Below are 20,298 nucleotides of genomic sequence, written 5' to 3'. Positions count from 1 at the left end.
CCCCCCCCCCCCCCCCCCCACCGCGCGATCCCCGACCCGCTTTGGCGGTTGACGCGCCGGCGCCGCCACCCGACAGCAACGGTCCAGTTTCCACCGTGAGGGCGCTCGCAATGGCGCAGCCGGCCATGGCGCCGCCAGGTTCTCTAGCCGCCGCCATCGAGCGTGCGTCGGCCTTGCTGCCGACCGACGCCGCGGGGGCCGGGCGGGAGGCCGAGGCGATCCTGAAGCTCGCCCCCAACGACCCCCGCGCCCTGCTGATCCTGGGATCGGCTCGCCGGCGCACGGGCGATATCGTAGGGGCCGAGGCCGTGCTGGCGCCGTTGGCCCTCGCCTATCCCCGCGCGGCGCTGACCCAGTACGAGCTTGGCCTGGTGCTGGGCGCCCGCGGCGAGGAGGCGGCGGCCGTCGCCGCCCTGCGCCAGGCGGTCACGCTCAACCGCGAACTGCCGGACGCCTGGCGCGCCCTGGGCGATCGACTGTTCGCGGCCGGCGACCTGGCGGGCGCCGAGCGGGCCTTCGCCGAACACGCGCGCGCCGCGGTGCGCGATCCGGCGCTGCGTCCCGCGGCCGAGGCCGTGTTCGCCGGCCGGGCGGAGGAGGCCGAGCACCTGCTGCGCGGCCATATCGCGCTCAGGCCGAACGACACCGGGGCCCTGCAGATGCTGGCCAAGCTGTTCGGCGCCCAGGGGCGCCACTCCGACGCCGAGATCCTGCTGGCCCACGCCCTGGAGCTGGACCCTGCGCTCGACGGCGCCCGCTTCGCCTACGCCGAGGCCCTGTTCCGCCAGCAGAAGGCCGCCGAGGCGATCCCGCAGGTGGAGCGATTGCTGGCCACCGACCCGGCCGATCCGGTCTACCGCAACCTGCTGGCGGCCTGCCTCGGTCTGGTCGGGGAGGAAGCCGAGGAGACGCGGCTTTACGAGGCGCTGCTGGCGGACTTTCCGCGCCAGCCGAAGATCTGGCTCAACTATGGCCATGCCCTGCGCACCCTCGGTCGGCGCGACGAGTCGGTGGCAGCCTACAAGCGCTGCATCGCGCTCGCGCCCGACCTGGGCGACGCCTACTGGAGCCTGGCCAACCTGAAGGTCGCCGCCTTCGAGCCGGCCGAGGTGGCGGCGATGCAGGGCCAGCTGGCGCGGGCCGAATTGCCGGAGATCGACCGGCTGCACCTGAGCTACGCGCTGGGCAAGGCGCTGGAAGACAGCGGCGAAGACGCAGAGGCGTTCCGTAACTATGCCGCCGGGGCGGCCATCCGCCGGGCCCAGGGCGGCTATGACGCCGACGAGACGACCGCGCAGATGCGACGATCCAAGGCGCTGTTCACGCCCGAGTTCTTCGCCGCGCGGGCGGGGTCGGGGGCGGTATCGTCGGCCGCCACGCCGATCTTCGTCATCGGCCTGCCCAGGTCTGGGTCGACCCTGGTGGAGCAGATCCTCGCCAGCCACTCGGCCGTGGAAGGCACCATGGAGCTGCCGGACATCGGCCTGATCGCCTGGGAGCTGGACTCGCCCGAGGCGCGCTACCCCCTGGGCGTGGCGGACCTGGACCCGGCGGAACTGGCGGCGCTGGGGGAGGCCTTCCTGGCGCGGACGAGGGTGCATCGAAAGCTGGGCCGGCCCTTCTTCGTCGACAAGATGCCGAACAATTTCCAGCACTTGGGACTTATCGCCCTGATCCTGCCGGGCGCGAGGATCGTCGATGTGCGGCGCCATCCCCTGGGCTGCGGCTTCTCCGCCTTCAAGCAGCACTTCGCCCAGGGCCAAGCCTTCTCCTACGACCTGACCGACCTGGGCCGCTACTACGCCGACTATGTGGCGCTGATGCGCCACATGGACGCCGTGCTGCCGGGCCGCGTCTGCCGGCTGATCTACGAGGACCTGATCGACGACACCGAGGGCCAGGTGCGCCGCCTGCTGGACCACTGCGGCCTGCCGTTCGAGGCGGCGTGCCTCGACTTCCACCGCAACGATCGCGCGGTGCGCACCGTGAGCTCCGAGCAGGTCCGCCGGCCGATCTTCCGCGAGGGGGTCGATCAGTGGCGCCGCTTCGAGCCCTGGCTGGACCCGCTGAAAGCGGCGCTTGGCGACACGCTGGCCGACTGGCGCGCCTGACCCGGAGATTTGCCGGCCGGGCTTGCAGGAATTCTGAACGTGCAATGCGGCCCGCAAACCCTACGTCTGCGTCTGCGACATCGAGGAGTCCGACGATGCCTTCCATATTCGATCCGATCCAGGTCGGCGACCTGACGCTTCGGAACCGCATCGTCATGGCGCCGCTGACCCGCGCGCGGTCGGGGGCGGAGCGCACGCCCGGCCCGATGGTGGCGCAGTATTATGCCCAGCGCGCCTCGGCCGGCCTGATCATCGCCGAGGCCACCTCGGTGACGCCGCTGGGCGTCGGCTATGCCGACACCCCCGGGATCTGGTCGGACGCCCAGGTCGAGGGCTGGAAGCTCACCACCCAGGCCGTCCACGACGCCGGCGGCCTGATCTTCCTGCAGCTGTGGCATGTCGGCCGGATCTCCGACCCCAGCCTGCTCGACGGCCAGCCGCCGGTGGCGCCCAGCGCCGTCGCCGCCAAGGGCGACGTCAGCTTGCTGCGCCCCAAGCGTCCCTATCCTGTCCCCCGCGCGCTGACGCTGGACGAGATCGCCGGGGTCGTGGAGGCCTATCGCAAGGGCGCCGAGAACGCCAAACGCGCCGGCTTCGACGGCGTGGAGTTGCACGGCGCCAATGGCTATCTGCTCGACCAGTTCCTGCAGGACGGTTCCAACCGGCGCACCGACGCCTATGGCGGATCGATCGAGAACCGGGCGCGGTTGATGCTGGAGGCGGTGGACGCGACGATCTCGGTGTTCCGGGCCGACCGGGTCGGCCTGCACATCGCCCCGCGCGGCGACGCCCACGACATGGGCGATTCCGACCTGGCGGCGACCTTCGACTACGTCGCCCGCGCCATGGGCGAGCGCAGGATCGCCTTCCTGATGGCCCGCGAACATGTGGCCGACGACCGGCTGGGCCCGAGGCTGAAGGCGGCGTTCGGCGGGGTCTATATCGCCAACGAGGGCCTCGACCTGGCGCGCGCCCAGGCGCTGATCGAGGCCGGAGAGGCGGACGCCGCCGGCTTCGGCAAGCTGTTCATCTCCAATCCGGACCTGCCGGCGCGCTTCAAGGCCGGCGCACCGCTGAACCCCTGGACCCTGGAGACCTTCTACGCGCCTGGCCCGGAGGGCTATGTGGACTATCCGGCGCTGGCGACCGTCGACGCCTGACGAATGTCCGACCGCGACAGGCGGCGATCCTTATGCCGTCCTTATGCGCCGGCCCCCAGGGCCGTCTCGAAGCTTAACGCCCATCAATGCGATCTAGCGCCGCTCGGTCCCCGCTCAATGCCGGGACGGATCGGAGACATCGCATGCTCGATCTCATCTACCTGGCTGTGGGCGTCGGGGCGTTCGCCCTGTTCGGCCTCTACGCCGCCGCCCTGAGGCGCCTCTGATGCTGGCGGACCTGATCTGGGGCGCCGGGGCGCTGGTCATCGGCGGCTACATGCTGGTCGCCCTCATCCGGCCGGAGCGGTTCTGATGAACGGCGCCGGCTGGGCGGAAATCGTCATCACCATCGGCGTCACCCTGGGGCTGGCTTGGCCACTGGGCGCATATCTGGCGCGCGTCTGGCAGGGCCAGCGCACCTGGCTCGACCCGGTGCTCAAGCCTGTGGAGCGGCTGGTCTACGGGGGCTGCGGCGTGAAGGCCGACAGCAGCCAGGGCTGGTCCGGCTATGCGGCCAGCTTCCTGGCCTTCTCGGCGGCCAGCTTCGTCGTCCTCTACCTGATCCTGCGGTTCCAGGACCTGCTGCCGCTGAACCCGCAGGGCTTCGCCGGCCTGTCGCCGGACCTGGCGTTCAACACGGCGGTCAGCTTCGTCACCAATACCAACTGGCAGTCCTATGTGCCCGAGCAGGTGGTCTCGACCTTCTCGCAGATGGCCGGGCTGACCTCGCACAACTTCCTGTCGGCCGCCGCCGGGATCGCCATCGCCGCGGTGATGGCGCGGGCCTTCGCGGCCAACCGGGCCGAGGGCCTGGGCAACTTCTGGGTCGATCTGACCCGGATCTGCCTCTACGTGCTGCTGCCGTTCTCGCTGGTCATCGCCATCGCCTATGTGGCGCTGGGCGAGCCGCAGAGCCTGCTGGCCCACGTCAAGGCGACCACGGTCGAGGGTGCGCACCAGACGCTGGCGCTCTATCCCACCGCCAGCCAGGAGGCGATCAAGCAGTTCGGCACCAATGGCGGCGGCATCTTCAACGCCAACTCCGCCCACCCGTTCGAGAACCCCAACGCCTGGACCAATTTCATCGAGATCGTATCGATGAACGTGCTGGGCTATGCCTGCGTCGTGGCCTTCGGACGGATCGTCCTGGCGCGCCGCGAGGCCCGCGCCCTGGTCGTGGTCATGGCGCTGTTCGTGTTCGGCGCGTCGGCGGCGATCTATGCGGCGGAAACCCAGGCCGCCCCGGCCCTGGTCGCCGCCCACGCCGACACCGGCGTCAACATGGAGGGCAAGGAGGTCCGCTTCGGCGCGCCCTCGACCGCCGTCTGGACGGCGGCCACCACCGGCGCCTCCGACGGCGGCGTCAACGCCATGCATGACAGCTTCATGCCGCTGGGCGGCGGCGTGGCGCTGTTCATGATCCAGCTGGGCGAGATCCTGCCCGGCGGGGTGGGTTCGGGCCTCTACGGCATGGTGGTGATCGCCCTGATCGCGGTCTTCGTGGCCGGGCTGATGGTCGGCCGGACGCCGGAATACCTCGGCAAGAAGGTGGAGGCCCGCGAGATCAAGTACGCCATGCTGGCGGTGCTGATCCTGCCGCTGGCGATCCTCGGCTTCACCTCGGCCGCCGCGGTGCTGCCGGCGGCGCTCAAGGGCCTGGCCAACCCCGGCGCCCACGGCCTGTCGGAGATCCTCTACGCCTATTCCTCGGCGACCGGGAACAATGGCTCGGCCTTCGCCGGGCTCAGCGCCAACACTCCGTGGTGGAACACCACCCTGGGCATCGCGATGCTGCTGGGCCGCTTCGCCTACGTCATCCCGGTACTGGCGATCGCCGGCTCGCTGGCGGCCAAGCCAAAGCTGGGGGCCACGGCCGGGACCTTCCCGACCGACGGCGGCCTCTTCGTCGGCCTGCTGATCGGGGTGATCCTGGTTATGGGCGGCCTGCAGTTCTTCCCCGCCCTCGCGCTCGGCCCGATCGTGGAGCACTTCCAGGTGCTCCAGACGCTCGCGGCTCGCTGACACTCCTGGGACACATCACATGACCACGACTTCCACCTCCCTGGGCGAGCCGCGCCGTACGGCCACCGCCCTGGTCGGCAGCTTTTCCGGCCCCATCCTGACCCGCGCCGCCCGCGACGCCTTCGTGAAGCTGGACCCGCGCAAGCTGACCGGCAATCCGGTGATCTTCGCCACCGAGATCGTCGCCATCCTGGCGACCGTCTCGACCGTTCTGGCCGTCTACCAGGCCGGCCAGTGGGGCTTCGCCCTGCAACTGGCCCTGTGGCTCTGGGCGACCGTGCTGTTCGCCAACTTCGCGGAGAGCGTCGCCGAGGGCCGCGGCAAGGCGGCGGCCGACAGCCTGCGCGCCGCCCGGGTGACCACCAAGGCCAAGCTGATCGTCGACCTGGAGCGCGGCGTCATCGTGCCGACCCCGGCCCACAAGCTGGGGGTGGGCGAGATCGTGCTGGTCGAGGCCGGCGACGTGATCCCCGCCGACGGCGAGATCATCGAGGGCGTCGCCTCGGTCAACGAGGCCGCGGTCACCGGCGAAAGCGCCCCGGTGATCCGCGAGAGCGGCGGCGACCGCAGCGCCGTGACCGGCGGCACCACCGTGGTCTCCGACTGGATCAAGGTGCGGGTCACCTCTGAGGCGGGCTCCACCTTCCTCGACCGGATGATCGCCATGGTCGAGGGCGCCGACCGGCGCAAGACCCCGAACGAGATCGCCCTGGCGGTGCTACTGGCGGGCCTGACGCTGATCTTCCTGATCGCCGTCGTCACCCTGCTGGGCCTGGGCGCCTATTCCGGCGTGAAGCTGGACCCGGTGGTGCTGGGCGCGCTGTTCATCTGCCTGATCCCCACCACCATCGGCGGCCTGCTGTCGGCCGTCGGCATCGCCGGCATGGACCGGCTGCTGAAGGTCAACGTCCTGGCGACCTCCGGCCGGGCGGTGGAGGCCGCGGGCGACGTGGACACCCTGTTGCTGGACAAGACCGGCACCATCACCTTCGGCAACCGGATGGCCACGGAGCTGATCCCGGCGCCGGGCGTGCGGGCGGAGGCCATGCTTCGCGCGACCCTGCTCGCCTCGCTCGCCGACGAGACGCCGGAAGGCCGCTCCATCGTCGAGCTGGCCCGCAACCAGGGCTTCATGCTGGAGGCGCCGCAGGGCGCCAAGGTGATTCCCTTCAGCGCCACCACCCGCCAGTCCGGCCTCGATTCCGAGGGCAGCGTCTGGCGCAAGGGCGCGGTCGACGCGGTGCTCAAGGGCGCCGGCCTCGACAGCTCGAAGGCGCCCGCGGAGTTCAATGCCGCGGTCGATCGCATCGCCCGCTCAGGCGGCACGCCGCTGGCGGTCTCTGAAAACGGGGTCCTGATGGGCGTGATCCACTTGAAGGACGTGGTGAAGCCCAACGTGAAGGAGCGGTTCGCCGACCTGCGCCGCATGGGCCTGCGTACGGTGATGATTACCGGCGACAACCCGGTCACCGCGGCGGCCATCGCCTCGGAGGCGGGCGTCGACGATTTCCTCGCCGAGGCGACGCCGGAGGACAAGCTGCGGCTGATCCGGGCCGAACAGGGCAAGGGCCGGCTGGTGGCCATGTGCGGCGACGGCGCGAACGACGCGCCGGCCCTGGCGCAGGCCGACGTCGGCGTGGCCATGCAGACCGGATCCCAGGCCGCGCGCGAGGCCGGCAACATGGTCGACCTCGACAGCGACCCCACCAAGGTCATCGAGATCGTCGAGACCGGGAAGCAGCTGCTGATCACCCGCGGCGCGCTCACTACCTTCTCCATCGCCAACGACGTGGCCAAGTATTTCGCGATCATCCCGGCGCTGTTCGTGGTCGCCCTGCCGGCCCTGGGGGCGCTCAACGTGATGGGGCTCCACAGCCCGCAGAGCGCGATCCTGTCGGCGGTGATCTTCAACGCCCTGGTGATCGTGGCCCTGATCCCGCTGGCCCTGCGCGGCGTAAAGTACCGGGCCATCGGCGCGGGCCGCCTGCTCCAGCGCAACCTGCTGATCTACGGGCTGGGCGGCCTCGTCGCCCCGTTCGCCGGTATCAAGCTCATCGACCTGGCCGTCTCGGCCCTCGGTCTCGCCTGAGGACATGACAATGCTCGCCCAAGTCCGCGCCGCGGTCGTCTCGACCCTGTTCTTCACCCTCCTGCTGGGGATCGGCTATCCGCTGCTGGTCACCGGCATCGGCCAGCTGGCCTTCCCGGCCCAGGCCGGCGGCAGCCTGGTGCGAAACGCCGCCGGCCAGGTGATCGGCTCGCGGCTGATCGCCCAGAACTTCAGCCGGCCGGAATACCTGCACCCCCGCCCCTCGGCCGCCGGCTCCGACGGCTACGATGCAGCGGGTTCGTCGGGCTCCAACCTCGGCCCGCTCAATCCGGACCTGACCAAGCGGGTGAAGGCCAGCGCCGACCAGCTCCGCCAGGGCGGCGCGACGCGCATCGCCGCTGACGCCGTGACCACCTCCGGCTCGGGCCTGGACCCCGACATCTCGCCGCTGAACGCGCGCCAGCAGGCCGCTCGCATCGCCCGGACGCGGGGCGTCGCGGTGGCCCAGGTCGAGCGACTGATCGCCGAGCGGACCCTGCCGCCCGTGCTGGGCGTCATGGGGCAGCCGAGCGTCAATGTGCTGGAGACCAACCTCGCGCTCGACGCTGCGTTCAGGCCGGGGCAACCTGCGGCGCGATGATCCCCGACGACCCCCGCAGGCCGGATCCTGACGCCCTGCTGGCGGCGCACCGGCCGGGGCGGGGCCGGCTGAAGGTCTTCCTGGGCATGTCGCCGGGGGTCGGCAAGACTTATGAGATGCTGCGCGCCGCCCGACGCCGCAAGGCCGAGGGCGGCGACGTCGTGGTCGGCGTCGTCGAGACCCACGGCCGGCGCGAGACCCAGTCCCTGCTGCGCGGCCTGGAGGTCATGCCGCGCGCGCCCATCGACTACAAGGGCCGCACCCTCCTGGAGTTCGACCTGGACGGCGCCCTGGCGCGTCGGCCGGCTCTGCTGCTGGTTGACGAATATGCCCACTCCAACGCGCCCAGCTCCCGCCACCCGAAGCGCTGGCAGGATGTCGAGGAGATCCTGTCCGCCGGGATCGACGTCTGGACCACGCTGAACGTCCAGCACCTTGAGAGCCTGGTCGACGTGGTCTGGAAGATCACCGGCGTGCGTCAGCGCGAGACGGTGCCGGACGGCGCGCTCTCGCAAGCCGACGAGATCGAGCTGGTGGACATCACCCCCGCCGAGCTCCGCGAGCGGATGGCCGAGGGCAAGGTCTACCTTGCCGAGACCGCGCGGCTGGCCGCCGACCGGTTCTTCAAGGTGGAGAACCTGACGGCGCTGCGCGAACTGGCCCTGCGCCGCGCCGCCCAGACCGTGGACGACCAGCTGATGGGCGCCATGAAGCGGGCGGGCGTCGAGGGGCCGTGGGCGGCGGGGGAGCGGATCCTGGTGCTGGTCGGCCCCGACGCCATGGCCCCGGCGCTGGTGCGGGCCGGGCGGCGGCTGTCCGACATGATGATGGACGCGCCCTGGACGGTGGCGCACGTCGAGCGGCCCAACGCGCGCCCGGCCTCGACGGCCGCCGCCCAGAAGCTGCGCGAGGCGCTGAAGCTCGCCGAGCAGCTGGGTGGGGCGACGGTGGTGCTGACCGGCGACGACCTGGTGGGCTCGGTTCTGGACTATGCGCGCCGCAACAACCTCACCCAGATCGTCATCGGCAAGACCCGCCTGCGCCGGATACCGTTCCGGCGGACCCTGATCACCGCGCTGCTGGAAGGGACGACCGGCGCGGCCCTGCACATCGTCACCGAGTCCTCGGAAACCGAGAGCGCGGCGCCGGTGGTCCGCCGCGCCCTGGGGCCGGTGGCGTGGGCGGGACACGCGGGCGCGCTCGCAATCGTCGGCCTGGCGGGGGCGGTGGCCTGGCTGGTCGACCGCCATGTCGAGAGCGCCAACCTGGCCATGGTCTTCCTGCTGAGCGTGCTGGTTTCGGGCCTCGCCTTCGGTCTCTGGCCGGCGCTGCTGGCCGCGGCCACGGCGGCGCTGGTCTACAACTTTTTTTTCCTGCAGCCGCGGTTCAGCTTCGTGATCGGCCACCCGGCGGATGTGTTCACGTTCGCGGTGTTCTTCGCGGTCGCGGTGGCCACCGGCTGGCTGACCGGGCGGATCCGCGACCAGTCCCGGGCGGTCTCGCGCCGGGCGTCGGCGATCTCCGCGGTCCTGGCGGCGACGCGGCGGCTCTCGGCCGCCGCTGTCGCGCAGGACGCCGCCGCCGTGCTGGCCGAACAGCTTGCTGCCGCCACCGGGGCCAAGGCCGTGGTGCTGACCCCGGTGGGCGACGACATCCAGATCGCCGCGTCCTCGCCTGTTGCGGAAACCCTCTCGGCCGGCGACATGGCCGCCGCCCGCTGGGCCTGGGAGAAGGGCGAGCCCTCAGGCGCGCGGACCGGCACCCTGCCCAACGCCGCGTGGACCTTCCGCCCGCTGCAGGGGGTCAAGACCCGGGCCGGCGTGGTGGGCGTCGAGCCCTCGGCCGTGGCGACGGAAGAGGGAGAGCGCTTCGTGGCCGCCCTGCTCGACCAGGGCGCCGTGGCGCTGGAGCGGGCGGAGTTCGCGGCCGGCGCGGCCGACGCCGAGGCCCTGCGGCGCACCGACCGGCTGCGCTCGGCGCTGCTCAACTCGGTCAGCCACGACCTGCGCACCCCGCTCTCCACCGTGCTGGGCGCGGCGACCACGCTGATCGACTACGGCAAGTCGCTGACCCCGAAGGTCGCGCAGGATCTTCTGGTCTCGATCCGCGAGGAGGCCGAGCGCTTGAACCGCTACGTCGGCGACCTCCTGGACATGACCCGGCTGGAGGGCGGCGCCCTGGTCACCCGGCGCGACTGGATCGACATCCGCGACGTGCTGGGCGCCGCCGTCGAGCGGGTGAAGCGCCGGCTGGAAGGCCGCACCGTCGACCGTGACTTTCCATCGGAGCTTTCCATGGTGATGGCGGATGCCTCGCTGCTGGAACAGGCGCTGGTCAACATCCTGGAGAACGCCATCGCCTACAGCCCCGACCGGACCGTGATAGAGGTCGCCGCATACGAGGATCGCGGCAACGTGGTGATCAGCATCGAGGACGAGGGCCGCGGCATCCCGACGACCGAGCTGGAGCGGGTGTTCGAGCGCTTCCGCCGGATGGACGAGGCGACCGACCGGGGCAAGGGCGCCGGCCTGGGCCTCGCCATCTCCAAGGGCTTCGTGGAGGCCATGGGCGGGCGCATCGCGGCGGCCAGCCCGATCCACGAAGGCCGCGGCACCCGCATCTTGATCAGCCTGCCCAAGGAACGCCAGATGCCGGGAGGCCTGCTTTGACCGCCTATCGGCCCCGCATCCTGGTGATCGACGACGAGCCACAGATCCACCGGTTCCTGAGCCCGGCGCTGGATGCCGCCGGCTACGAGCCGATCCGCGCCGACACCGCCGCCGAAGGCCTCCGCGAGCTGGCGCGCAAGGCGCCGGACGCCGTCGTGCTGGACCTGGGCCTGCCGGACCTGGACGGCAAGGACGCCCTGGCCAAGGCGCGGGCCTTCTACGCCGGACCGATCATCATCCTCTCCGCCCGCGACCGGGAGACCGAGAAGATCGACGCCCTGGACATGGGCGCCGACGACTATGTGGAGAAGCCGTTCGGGGTGGGCGAGCTGCTGGCCCGGCTGCGGGTGGCGCTGCGCCACCGCCTGCAGGATCAGGGCGCCGAGCCGGTGGTCACCGTCGGCGAGCTGACCATCGACCTGGTGAAGCGGCTGGTGACCCGGACCGGCGAGGCGATCCGGCTCTCGCCGCGCGAATACGACCTGCTGGCCCAGCTGGTCCAGGGCGGCGGCAAGGTGGTCACCCAGCGCCAGCTGCTGACCGCCGTGTGGGGCCCGGCGCACGAACAGGACGTGCAGTACCTTCGTGTCTTCGTAGGACAGCTGCGCCAGAAGATCGAGCCCGACCCCTCGGCGCCTGTGCTGATCCTGACCGAGCCCGGCGTGGGCTACCGCTGGATGGGGTGATCGCCCAGGCTTCTACGCCACCAAGATCGGCGGCGTCATATCGCCCATCCGGCCTGTCGGATCGACGACGGCGAACCGCAAGGTGATCGGATCGGCCGCCGCATTGCCTGGGGCGGCCGGCGCGGCGACCGTGACCGACAGGAACCCGTCCGACAGGTCGGGCCAGCCGCCGGCTAGGTCCTCGCCGTTGGCGAAGGCGATGGGGGTGATCGACTGGCCCGGCCACTGGGTCCAGACGGCCAGGCGATAGGGACCGATGGCCTTGGGGTGGGCCATGGGGGGGTCGGCGATCGCCAGGCTGACCTCGACCGCGCCGGCCCCGTCGGGCGCGGCCCGGGTCGCGGTGATCGCGGCCTCGGCCAGCGCCGCGGGCGGGTCGGCCGGGACGTGGACCAGCACCCGTGGCGGCGAGGGGAGGCTCATCGGTCGCGCCTGATTGGCGGCGTTGCCGGGGTCGAGGGCGGTGACGCCACCGGGCGGATCGATCGGCACGACCCCTACCGGGAGGCGCCGCTCCGGCGGCAGCCGCACATCGGCCCAATAGACGTAGCGGACGAAGGGCTCAAGGCCGCGGCCCAGGTTGTCGTCGGTGACCGCGCCGGTAAAGCGCACGTCGGGCGCCGCGGCGGCGTCGCGGTCCAGCAGGCCGGCGGCGACGGGGCGGCCATAGATCGGGTCGGCCACGGCGCCGACCGCGCGGCGAAGCCGGAACTCCGGCGGCTGGGCGTCGCCGACCGGGTCCGCGAACAGCCCAGGCTCGTCCCGCTGCAGGCCGATCCCGTCGAAGCTGGCGGCGACCACGCTCAGGGTGGCGATCCCGGTCGCCGGATCGACGCCGCCTTCCAGTCGCGGCGGGGCCGGGCGGCGGCTGTCCGGCACCGCGACCGGGACGACACCGCAGCCGTCGAACGGCGCCTCCGCGCCCTCGGCGCTGAGCGGCACGACCCGCAGGAATTGCACGACCTGGAGGCTGCGCGGCAGCGTGGTCTGCAGGATCGCGCGGCCGTCGGCGCCGGCCTGGACGGGCTTGGTGGTCAGCAGGCGGAAATTGGCGCGATCGACGGGTGCGCCGCCCAGCACCTTGTTGCAGCCGATCTCCGCCACCCGTCCGCGCGATGGGGCCGCGCCGGGCACGGCTTCGGCCAGCTCGGCGGCGGTCAGGCCCAACCCCTGCTGGTCGGTGACATACACCCGGTGCAGCGAATTGACCGCCGCCGGCCAGGCCAGCCGCAACTCGACGTCCGGCGAGGGGCCCGGCGCGGTGGTCCAGAACAGGCCGACGCCGGTCTCGATCACCCGCGGCGGCCGCATGTCGGTGACCTTCACCGGCCGGGTCGCGGGGGCGGACACCACGCCGTCGGCGTCGGTGAAGGTGACGCTGAGCGTCAGGGTGCGGGTCTCCTGCGGGGCCAGGGCGGGCAGCGGCATGTCGACGGTGGTGAAGCCCACCACCGTGAGGTCGACGTCCTGGCTTTCGCCGTCCAGGCCGATCGTCGCCTGGGCCACGGGCATGGACCCGGCGGCGAGATCGCCGATCGCCGGCACGATCATCGCCGACGCCAGCCGGTCACGATCGCCAGGGTTGAAGCGGTCGGCGGGCAGCGGTTGCGGCACGGCGAAGGTCAGCCGGAGCGCACCCGGCGACAGCGGGTCCGGCGAGGCCGGATCGACCGCCGCCCGCTCGATGTGGAAGCGCAGCACGGGCGGCGGCGGCGGCGGGCGCGGCGGCGGCCCGATATCGGATTCGGCGGGCTCGCCGAACCGGCCGAACAGGTCGGACGCGCGCCAGCGGTAGCCGAGCGGCCCGGCCTCGGCCGGCAGGTCCTGGTCGGCCAGCAGGCCGGCCCGGTGCCCGGAGGCGGACAGCCGCTTCAGCCTGCGGCTGGACGCCAAGGCCGACTGCTCGCGCCCGAAGATCCGCGGCGTCGCCCGCTCGGGAACCGGGAAGTCGCCCACCGGCAGAAAGGCGTGGCGCGAGACCATCTCGTCGTCGATACGCGCGGCCATGGCGGCCATCCCGGCCAGCGGCGCGTCATGGAAGGCGAAGCTGGCGCGGTAGCGGGAACTGGGCATGTCGCCGACCGCGGTCTGCCAGCGGTGCTCGGTCAGCAACGGCTCCGGCAGGCTGGGCGCCAGGGCGGGCGGGGTCGGCGCCGTCACGGCGATCATCGCGCGCAGCAGCAGGCCGCGCGCGCGGGTGACCGCCACCAGTTCCCGCAGCTCCCGGACGGCGTCGTCGCCGCCCTTGACGGCAAGCTGGCGCAGGATGGCCTGGAACAGGCCGCCTTCGTTCGGGTCGGGGTCTTCCAGTCCCAGCAAGCCGTTCGGGTCGAAGCGCGTGGGGTCGATGGCGAACAGGCCCGCCACTGCAAGCGCGTCCCAGCCGCCGCCGCCGCGCAGGTCGGGCAGGTCGTCGATGTGGTCGGCGAAGCCCAGGAAGCGCGACATGCCGGGGTCGATGGCGGCCAGCTGAAGGGCGGCCAGCCGCGGTGTTTCGGCCAGCTGGTCGATGCGCGCACCGCCGGTGGGCATGCGCTGTTTCTCGATCTGCAACCAGGGAGGGGTCGCCCCGTCGTCGATGAGTTTCGACAACAGGCCTTCCAGCCCGCCGTCGAACGGCGCCGCCTGCAGCAACGCCTGGACCCGGGCGACCTCCGCCTCGGGACTGACGGCGTCGAGCGGCCCGTCCGGCCGGTCCATCGGGTTGAGGCGCAGCGGGGCGCCGGCGGCGACCCGGTCGAGGCCATCCTGGCGGGTCTGCACCCCGACATACCAGGCATGGCGGCCTTGCACCGGCAGGCCCAGCAGCCGTCCGGGCCGATGAAGGGCGAGAAGGCCGGGGAACTCGACGATGTCGGCGACGTCGACGGTCTTGCTGGTGATGTTGATGAAGGCGGCAGAGCCGCGGAGCCGCAGCCGGTGCAACCGCGGCGCCGAGAACAGGAACGGCGGGCTGTCGCGTTCGGCGACCAGGCGGCCGCTCTGATCGAACAGCTGCGCACGGCTCAGGCCGCCGTCGGCGCTGGGCCGCAGGTCCAGGCGGACGGTCTGGCTGGTCGAGGTATCGCCCAGCATCGGGATGACGTCGGCGATCCCCAGTTGCGACAGGAACAGGCCCCCGGCCGGCTTTCCGGCCCGGTCGGTGACGTGCAGCGCGTGGGGTTCCGCCTGGCGCGCCGCGATCTTGAAGACCACGAACGGGGCCAAGGGGAAGCTCGCGCCCATGCCCGCGAACACCCGCAGATGGGTCCCCTTCGCCAGGTCCGGATCCGAGCCGTCCGAGACGCAGGAGAAGGCGGAGAACAGTTCGGGCGGCGCAAACAGCGTGGCCATCACGGATCCTCCGAGAAGCCGGGCGCGGCCGGGATCACCAGCGCGCCCGAAACGTCGGCGTGGACGCCGAGCAGCTTGCTGGCGCCCGTCAGCACCAGGGTGGGCGTGATGCTGCGGAAGTGGGGGAACGGATTCTCCGGCTCACGCGGGAAGGGGAACCGGCCGAAGACGAAGCGCTCGCGGGTGACCACCCGGAACGGTGTGGCGGTCAGGTAGATCAGCCGCGCGCCGGCCCGGTCGCGGCGGCGAATGTCGAAGCGGATCGCCGCGGCGGCGGCGCCCATCTGCAAGGCCAGGCCGCCCAGGTCGAACCGGCCGGGGCGGTGGATCGGCTCCGGCGATTCCAGGATCACGCCGGCGAACCGCCACCCGCCATCCATCGGCATCCAGAGCCGGCTCAGGCGCGGCGCTTCGGCGACCGGCCAGCCGTCCATGCCGAGCGCCTGGAGCGCGTTCTGGAAGGCCTGGTCGTCGCCTTCGATCACGGCCGGCGCGAAGGCGGCCGGGGCGCCGATGGCCAAGTCGCCGGTGACCACGCCGGCGGGTGCGGCTTGCCCCGCGACGGTGAACCCCAGCCCCGCCAGCATGTCGGCCGGCGTGCGCCAGCGCGAGGTGTGGAAGGTGACGCCCGGCAGCTTGCCGTCGGCAAAGGCGGGCTTGAGGGACTTGGCCTGGACGTGGATGTCGTACCAGGCCTCGGGCTCGAGGGGCGGGTTGACGCTCGCCGTGGCGCCGGGGGTGGGGGTCTTGCAGACCGAGGCGATGGCGTTGTCGTAGCGGATCTTGTCCGTCGCGCCGAGGAACTCGCGGTCCGTGGCGAAGCCCCAGTCCGGGGTCATCAACAGCGGCGAGGCATAGGCCGGGCCGGCGCGGTCCACCCGCTGCACCGCCACCTGCAGGTCGAAGTCGTAGGCCTTAGCGAGCGCGGGCACGTGATCCTGCAGGAAATGCGCGCGCAGCGGATCGTCGCAGAAGCGGAACATCTCGCTCTGGGCGGGGTCGTAGCCCGCCAGGTAGCGCTGCAGCATCTCGGGCTGGAATACGTCCTGCTGCTGCCGGAGCCACAGGTTGAACTGGGCGTGGCCATAGGCCTTGGTGTCCCGCGCCACCGGTTTCGGCGTGGTCCGGAAGAACAGCTGCCGCCGCGTCGTCGTCGCCGCGGCCCCACCCTTGGGATTGTAGACGTCGGTCCCGGCGTCCCGATAGGCGACCTTCTGCACCGAGACCACCTGCCCGGACTCGTTCTGCTTGGAGATCTCGCCGGCCCAGACCATGTCGATGTCGAGGCGGTAGAGGCGGCCAGGATCGAGGATCGCTCGCTGGTGGGGGACGTTGGGGCCAGGCGTGGTCTTCGGGCCCGCGGCCGCAGCCTGCATCTGGCGCACGGTCTCGTCGGCGATGGCCTTGTTCTCGGCGACCGCCGCGTCCCGGGCGCTGAGCGTCATGCCGCCGACGCCCACGACACCCAGCGGGGCGCCGAGCGGGTACAGGACTCGCAACGACCGGACCGCATTGGCATGCGGCGCATGGTATAGGCCGGCCGTCTCGCCGGTCGGGATGGCCAGTTGCTCGGGATGGACCCACTGGACCCCGGTGTCGTCGATGACCCGCAACTGGGCGAAGGTCGGGGTGACGAACAGCTGGCTCGGGTCGGCGAACAGCTTGGGGTCCGCCACCAGGATCAGCTGGCCGCCCAGGATCGGCTCGGTCAGGTCGAGCACGATTTCCTGGCCGGCGAAGGCGAAGCCGCCCTGCAGGACCTCGCCGAACGCTCGGCCGTCCAGCCAATGCAGGTTGGGCGCGACCACATGGCCTTCGAACACATGCTTGATCTCGGCCCGCGCCGGCCACGTCACCAGCCGCGGCGGCTCCAGCGAGAAGGGCTCCGGCAGGGTGCGGGCGCCGTCCAGGCCGAACGGCAGGCCGCGCAGGCTGAGCGCGAAATGATGCATCCGCGCCTCGACGCGGCTCTGCAGCGGGTTGGCGCTGACCGGGTCCGGCGGCAGCCGGTAGCCCGGCCGGTCCTCGCCGGCGAAATAGCCGATCGCCCAGCCGCGAGTGCCGTTGGCCGTCAGTTGGCAGAGGTTCGCGGCCTGCTCCAGGGGCTTGCTGGCCATGCCGGCGCCGGCGTCGGCCAGGCGGTTGATCCACAGGTCGGGGCTGGTCGAGAACAGCAGCAGCTCGCTGAGGTCGGTCGGCCCGCCGCCGCTGCGCGGCGCCTGCCAGCGCGAGGCCAGCTGGCCGGTGGGCTTGACCCCGGCCCCGCCGAACGGATCGGCCTCGTCGGTGACGTCGACCAGCGCCAGCGCGTCCAGCCGCCAGTTGTAGTGCAGCATCTCGCTGCCCAGCTTGAGCGGCGCGGGCAGGGCGCCCGGTCCGGCCACCGCCGGGAACTGGGTCGCCGCCGTGGCGGTGTTGATGGCGGGCACGATGGCGAACGGCAGCGAGATCATGGCGTCGGGCCAGACCTGCATCTCGTCCTTGATCAGCGCCGGGTCCTCGACCAGCGCCGAGACCGTGCGGTAGCTGTCGTCGGTCACCACGCCCAGCGACCCGGCGCGGTTGCCGGCCGGGTCGAACTGGTCCAGAGGGTGCCGATCCGGCGGCGGTAGGGTGAGTTCGGGCTTGTCGCCGAACGAGATGGTCACCGTGCCTTCGATGTCGAAGAAGAACAGCTCGATCCGGCCCGTCACCTCGGCCCAGAAGAACTGCTGGTCCTCGCGGACCATGAAGATCACCTGCGCCTCGACCCCCAGCGAGAAGGGCCCCAGGTTCAGGCTGCCGCCGGCCCGGCCGAAGCCCGCCAGGGTCGGCGGCTTGGCGCCGATCAACAGGTCGAGGCTGGCGTAGAGCTCGGCCCAGACGATCGGCTTGACGCCGAACACCTCCTGGATGCCGAACCCGAACGCCAGGACGAAGCCGTCGGAGATATTGAGCGGACCGCCCGGCAGCGACCGGCCGGCCGGCCAGCCGTCGATGCCCTTGCCGCGCAGCATCACATAGGCGTCGGCGCCGGAATCCAGGATGCCGGGCAGCACCACCGAGGAGATCGGGCCGATGCTGCGGCCCTGGGTCGGCGCGCCGTCGGCGCCGAGGTAGACGTACCAGTCGGACGTGTCGCCCGTGAACGGGAAGTGGCCGGCGATCGGCACCCGGATCTCGAGCAGCGGCTTCAGGTCGACCAGGCCCAGCACGCCGAAGTCGAGCGCCTCGGAACTTACTCCGATGAAGCCCAGGAAGCTGATCCCGGGGCTGGGCGGGAAGCTGGGGTCGTTGATCTTGACCGGCGGTTGCAGGATCTTGCCGTTGAGCGAGCCGCGGATCGCGATGTCCGGCACGCTGATCAGGATCCCGGCCTTGGCTGAGAACGAGAAGCCGAGGTCCGGCAGGGTGCCCACCGCCGCGAACAGGCCAAAGGTCGACTCGCCGCGCTGGGTGGCGAAGCTGTCCGGGTTGTTGGGCGTCCACTTCAGCTGCCGCAGCACCGGGTCCGGATCGGCGGCCGGGCCATAGTCGGGGATCGCCGAGAACCCCACCAGGCCGCCGACCCCGATCAGGCCGAACCCGGTGTTGGCCAGCGGGATCGGCGCGGGCAGGTCGACGCTGAGCCGCAGGACGATCTTCGGCGGCGCATAGATCACCCCGGCGTCCGCCGACACGTTCAGCGGCAGCAGGCTGGCGCTGAGGCTGGCGGCGAACCCGCCGGCGATCAGCTGTAGGGATCCGGAACCTTCCACGGCGCCCGGTATGGTCAGGCCGGCCTCCAGCCCGCGGATCGAGGCGGCGATCGAGCCGTCGTCGTTCAGCGTCGCCCGGATGGTGGCGCCGGAGACCTTGATCGGACCCAGGTTCAGCTTGAACTGCAGGTCGACCTCGATCCACGAGGAGCCGCGGCCCGACCGGCTGCCCAGCACGTCGAACAGCGACTCGAGGCCCTCGACGTTCCAGGCGCCGGGGTTCTCGATCTCCATCTCGGCGCGGTCGAAATCCAGGCCGACCATGCTGAGCCCGCTCTTGGCCGGGTCCAGGCTCATGCGCGCCTTGCGCACGCGGATGCGCATCGGCTGGTCCGGGCTCATCGAGACCGACAGGATGCCGACGCTGATCTCGGTCACCCGCACGGCGACCGAATAGTCCAGCGTCAGCACGATCGGGCCGCCGACCGGCGCGCCATGGCCGCTGGATTCGATCTCGGCGCCGTGCAGCACGAAGTGGCTGTCGTCGGTGAACAGCGACGACAACGCCGTTCCCGCGGCCAGCAGGCCGTAGAGCACCACCCCTGTGCCGTCGCCGACCTTCGCCTTGCGCTCGATGTCCTTGTCGGCGATCAGGGCCGTGGCCAGGGCGGCGGCGGTATTGAAGATCTTGGCCCCGCCGAACCCGTTGGAGGTGACCGAGACCAGGCCCTCCTGGCCCTGGGCCGCCACCCCGATGGCCAGCTTGATCTTGTCCGGCGCATTGACCGGGTCGCGGGCGAAGGTGGCCGTGACGGTCACCGGCTTGCCGGCGGCGAAGGTCACCGTCTGGTCCCCGCCGCCCGCGAAGTGGTCCGCCGCGCCGTCAAGCGGCAGTTCCATGCTGGCGGAGATCAGGGTCGGCAGCAGACCCGAGAGGCCGCTGGCGGTCGGGTCGATGCACTCGATGCGAATCGACCAGCCTGGACGGCCGGGCACGTCGCCGGCCGCCGGCCGCGCGGGGACCTTGGTCTGCACGACCAGTTCCACGCCGCCGTGGCCGAACGGGATCGCGAAATAGCCCTTGATGGGATGGCCGCCGAACAGCGGAACCGAAGCCGGCAGGTAGAAGTCGATCTCGCGCGCCAGCAGGCCGCGCCAGGCCGGGGTGTCCGCATCGATCGTCGCCAGCGGCGGGTCGAGGGCTGGCGCGCCGTCACCGGGGCCTTTGTCGTCCTCGCTGTCGTCGATGATCACCGCCGGGCAGTCGAAGCCGATCTTCGAGCCGCCGAACACCACGGTGCGCGGCTCCAGGCCCAACGCGACGACACCCCTGGTTGAGTCCGTGTCCGGTGTGAACCGCAGGTTGGCCGGTGCGCCGTCCGATCCGGAGATCAGCAGCGCCGGCCCCAGGGCGTCCCCGACCTCGCCGCCCCGGCTGACCAGGTGAGGGGCCGAATTCGGGTCGCCGGCCGGCAGCGGGTCCAGTGACTGGCTGCCGTCCGCGGCGATCGTCAGGGCGGCCCCGGTCAGGGCCAGGCCCGGGACGCCGCGGGCGAACTTGAAGATGAAGGTGGCCTGTCCCTGGTCGGCCAGCAGCAGCCAGAACTGGAACGCGGTCGGGGAAAGCTTCAGCTTGAAGGGCGCGGGCTTCACCACCGGCGGCAGCGCCAGGGCGAAGTCGAAGCCGGGGATCGGGCTCTTGCTCAGGTCGGTCTTGAGGTTGACCTGGCCGGTGGTGATGTCGCCGACCGTCTCGGCTCCGGGCGCCACCTCCAGGCCCGCCAGGATCAGGCCGATCTCGGGCGGCAGGACGACGTGCTGCAGAACGCCGGCGGCCGAGAGTACGTCCTTGACCGAGTCAGGCACCTTCGCCCCCGATGGGTCCGCTCGCCGGCTCTACCTACGCGCGAGGCACCATCCTACGGCTGTCCAGGGACGGCAATGCAAAAT

The 20,298-nt window shown here is 71.6% G+C and carries 10 protein-coding genes; 8 read left to right on the top strand and 2 right to left on the bottom strand.

The genetic code is table 11. From position 1 onward, the window contains the following. Positions 1–110 precede the first annotated feature (110 nt). From Q0R13_RS08595 to Q0R13_RS08565, 8 genes are all read left to right on the top strand, one after another. On the top strand, positions 111–2,111 hold the full coding sequence (locus tag Q0R13_RS08595) for a tetratricopeptide repeat-containing sulfotransferase family protein (RefSeq protein ID WP_293902440.1): 2,001 nt from the start codon (positions 111–113) through the stop codon (positions 2,109–2,111). Between the two features lie 95 nt (positions 2,112–2,206). Continuing rightward, the gene (locus Q0R13_RS08590; protein ID WP_293902437.1) at positions 2,207–3,271 is read left to right on the top strand and encodes an alkene reductase; all 1,065 of its coding nucleotides are present in this window, start codon (positions 2,207–2,209) and stop codon (positions 3,269–3,271) included. 226 nt (positions 3,272–3,497) lie between these two features. Further along, positions 3,498–3,584 (top strand): potassium-transporting ATPase subunit F, encoded by an 87-nt coding sequence (locus tag Q0R13_RS22620; protein WP_366852640.1) that lies wholly within the window; start codon positions 3,498–3,500, stop codon positions 3,582–3,584. Then, a complete protein-coding gene (gene kdpA / locus Q0R13_RS08585; RefSeq protein ID WP_293902434.1) occupies positions 3,584–5,293 on the top strand; it encodes a potassium-transporting ATPase subunit KdpA in 1,710 nt (569 codons plus the stop codon). The genes Q0R13_RS22620 and kdpA overlap by 1 nt, the downstream gene beginning before the upstream one ends. 19 nt (positions 5,294–5,312) lie before the next feature. Continuing rightward, positions 5,313–7,382: a potassium-transporting ATPase subunit KdpB gene (gene kdpB, locus Q0R13_RS08580; RefSeq protein WP_293902431.1), complete on the top strand. Its 2,070-nt coding sequence runs from the start codon at positions 5,313–5,315 to the stop codon at positions 7,380–7,382. A 10-nt stretch (positions 7,383–7,392) separates the two neighbouring features. Then, positions 7,393–7,983 (top strand): potassium-transporting ATPase subunit KdpC, encoded by a 591-nt coding sequence (gene kdpC, locus Q0R13_RS08575; protein ID WP_293902428.1) that lies wholly within the window; start codon positions 7,393–7,395, stop codon positions 7,981–7,983. Beyond that, a complete protein-coding gene (locus Q0R13_RS08570) occupies positions 7,980–10,652 on the top strand; it encodes a sensor histidine kinase KdpD (RefSeq protein ID WP_293902425.1) in 2,673 nt (890 codons plus the stop codon). Before kdpC ends, Q0R13_RS08570 begins: the two co-directional genes overlap by 4 nt. Next, complete coding sequence (locus Q0R13_RS08565) at positions 10,649–11,338, top strand: response regulator (RefSeq protein ID WP_293902422.1); 690 nt, start codon at positions 10,649–10,651, stop codon at positions 11,336–11,338. Before Q0R13_RS08570 ends, Q0R13_RS08565 begins: the two co-directional genes overlap by 4 nt. 12 nt (positions 11,339–11,350) lie before the next feature. On the opposite strand, the gene Q0R13_RS08560 is transcribed toward Q0R13_RS08565, so the two are convergent. Continuing rightward, a complete protein-coding gene (locus Q0R13_RS08560; RefSeq protein WP_293902419.1) occupies positions 11,351–14,671 on the bottom strand; it encodes a hypothetical protein in 3,321 nt (1,106 codons plus the stop codon). Continuing rightward, on the bottom strand, positions 14,671–20,214 hold the full coding sequence (locus Q0R13_RS08555) for a hypothetical protein (RefSeq protein ID WP_293902416.1): 5,544 nt from the start codon (positions 20,212–20,214) through the stop codon (positions 14,671–14,673). Before Q0R13_RS08555 ends, Q0R13_RS08560 begins: the two co-directional genes overlap by 1 nt. Positions 20,215–20,298 lie beyond the last annotated feature (84 nt).

The organism is Phenylobacterium sp., from assembly GCF_025351295.1.
Taxonomy (GTDB): domain Bacteria; phylum Pseudomonadota; class Alphaproteobacteria; order Caulobacterales; family Caulobacteraceae; genus Phenylobacterium.
This window is presented reverse-complemented; position numbering and strand designations above follow the sequence as displayed.

What these genes read in the sequence shown, in the direction of transcription:
- Q0R13_RS08595 (WP_293902440.1), top strand. Translation starts at nt 111, where the DNA reads ATGGCGCAGCCGGCCATGGCGCCGCCAGGTTCTCTAGCCGCCGCCATC.
- Q0R13_RS08590 (WP_293902437.1), top strand. Translation starts at nt 2,207, where the DNA reads ATGCCTTCCATATTCGATCCGATCCAGGTCGGCGACCTGACGCTTCGG.
- Q0R13_RS22620 (WP_366852640.1), top strand. Translation starts at nt 3,498, where the DNA reads ATGCTGGCGGACCTGATCTGGGGCGCCGGGGCGCTGGTCATCGGCGGC.
- kdpA (WP_293902434.1), top strand. Translation starts at nt 3,584, where the DNA reads ATGAACGGCGCCGGCTGGGCGGAAATCGTCATCACCATCGGCGTCACC.
- kdpB (WP_293902431.1), top strand. Translation starts at nt 5,313, where the DNA reads ATGACCACGACTTCCACCTCCCTGGGCGAGCCGCGCCGTACGGCCACC.
- kdpC (WP_293902428.1), top strand. Translation starts at nt 7,393, where the DNA reads ATGCTCGCCCAAGTCCGCGCCGCGGTCGTCTCGACCCTGTTCTTCACC.
- Q0R13_RS08570 (WP_293902425.1), top strand. Translation starts at nt 7,980, where the DNA reads ATGATCCCCGACGACCCCCGCAGGCCGGATCCTGACGCCCTGCTGGCG.
- Q0R13_RS08560 (WP_293902419.1), bottom strand. Translation starts at nt 14,671, where the DNA reads ATGGCCACGCTGTTTGCGCCGCCCGAACTGTTCTCCGCCTTCTCCTGC.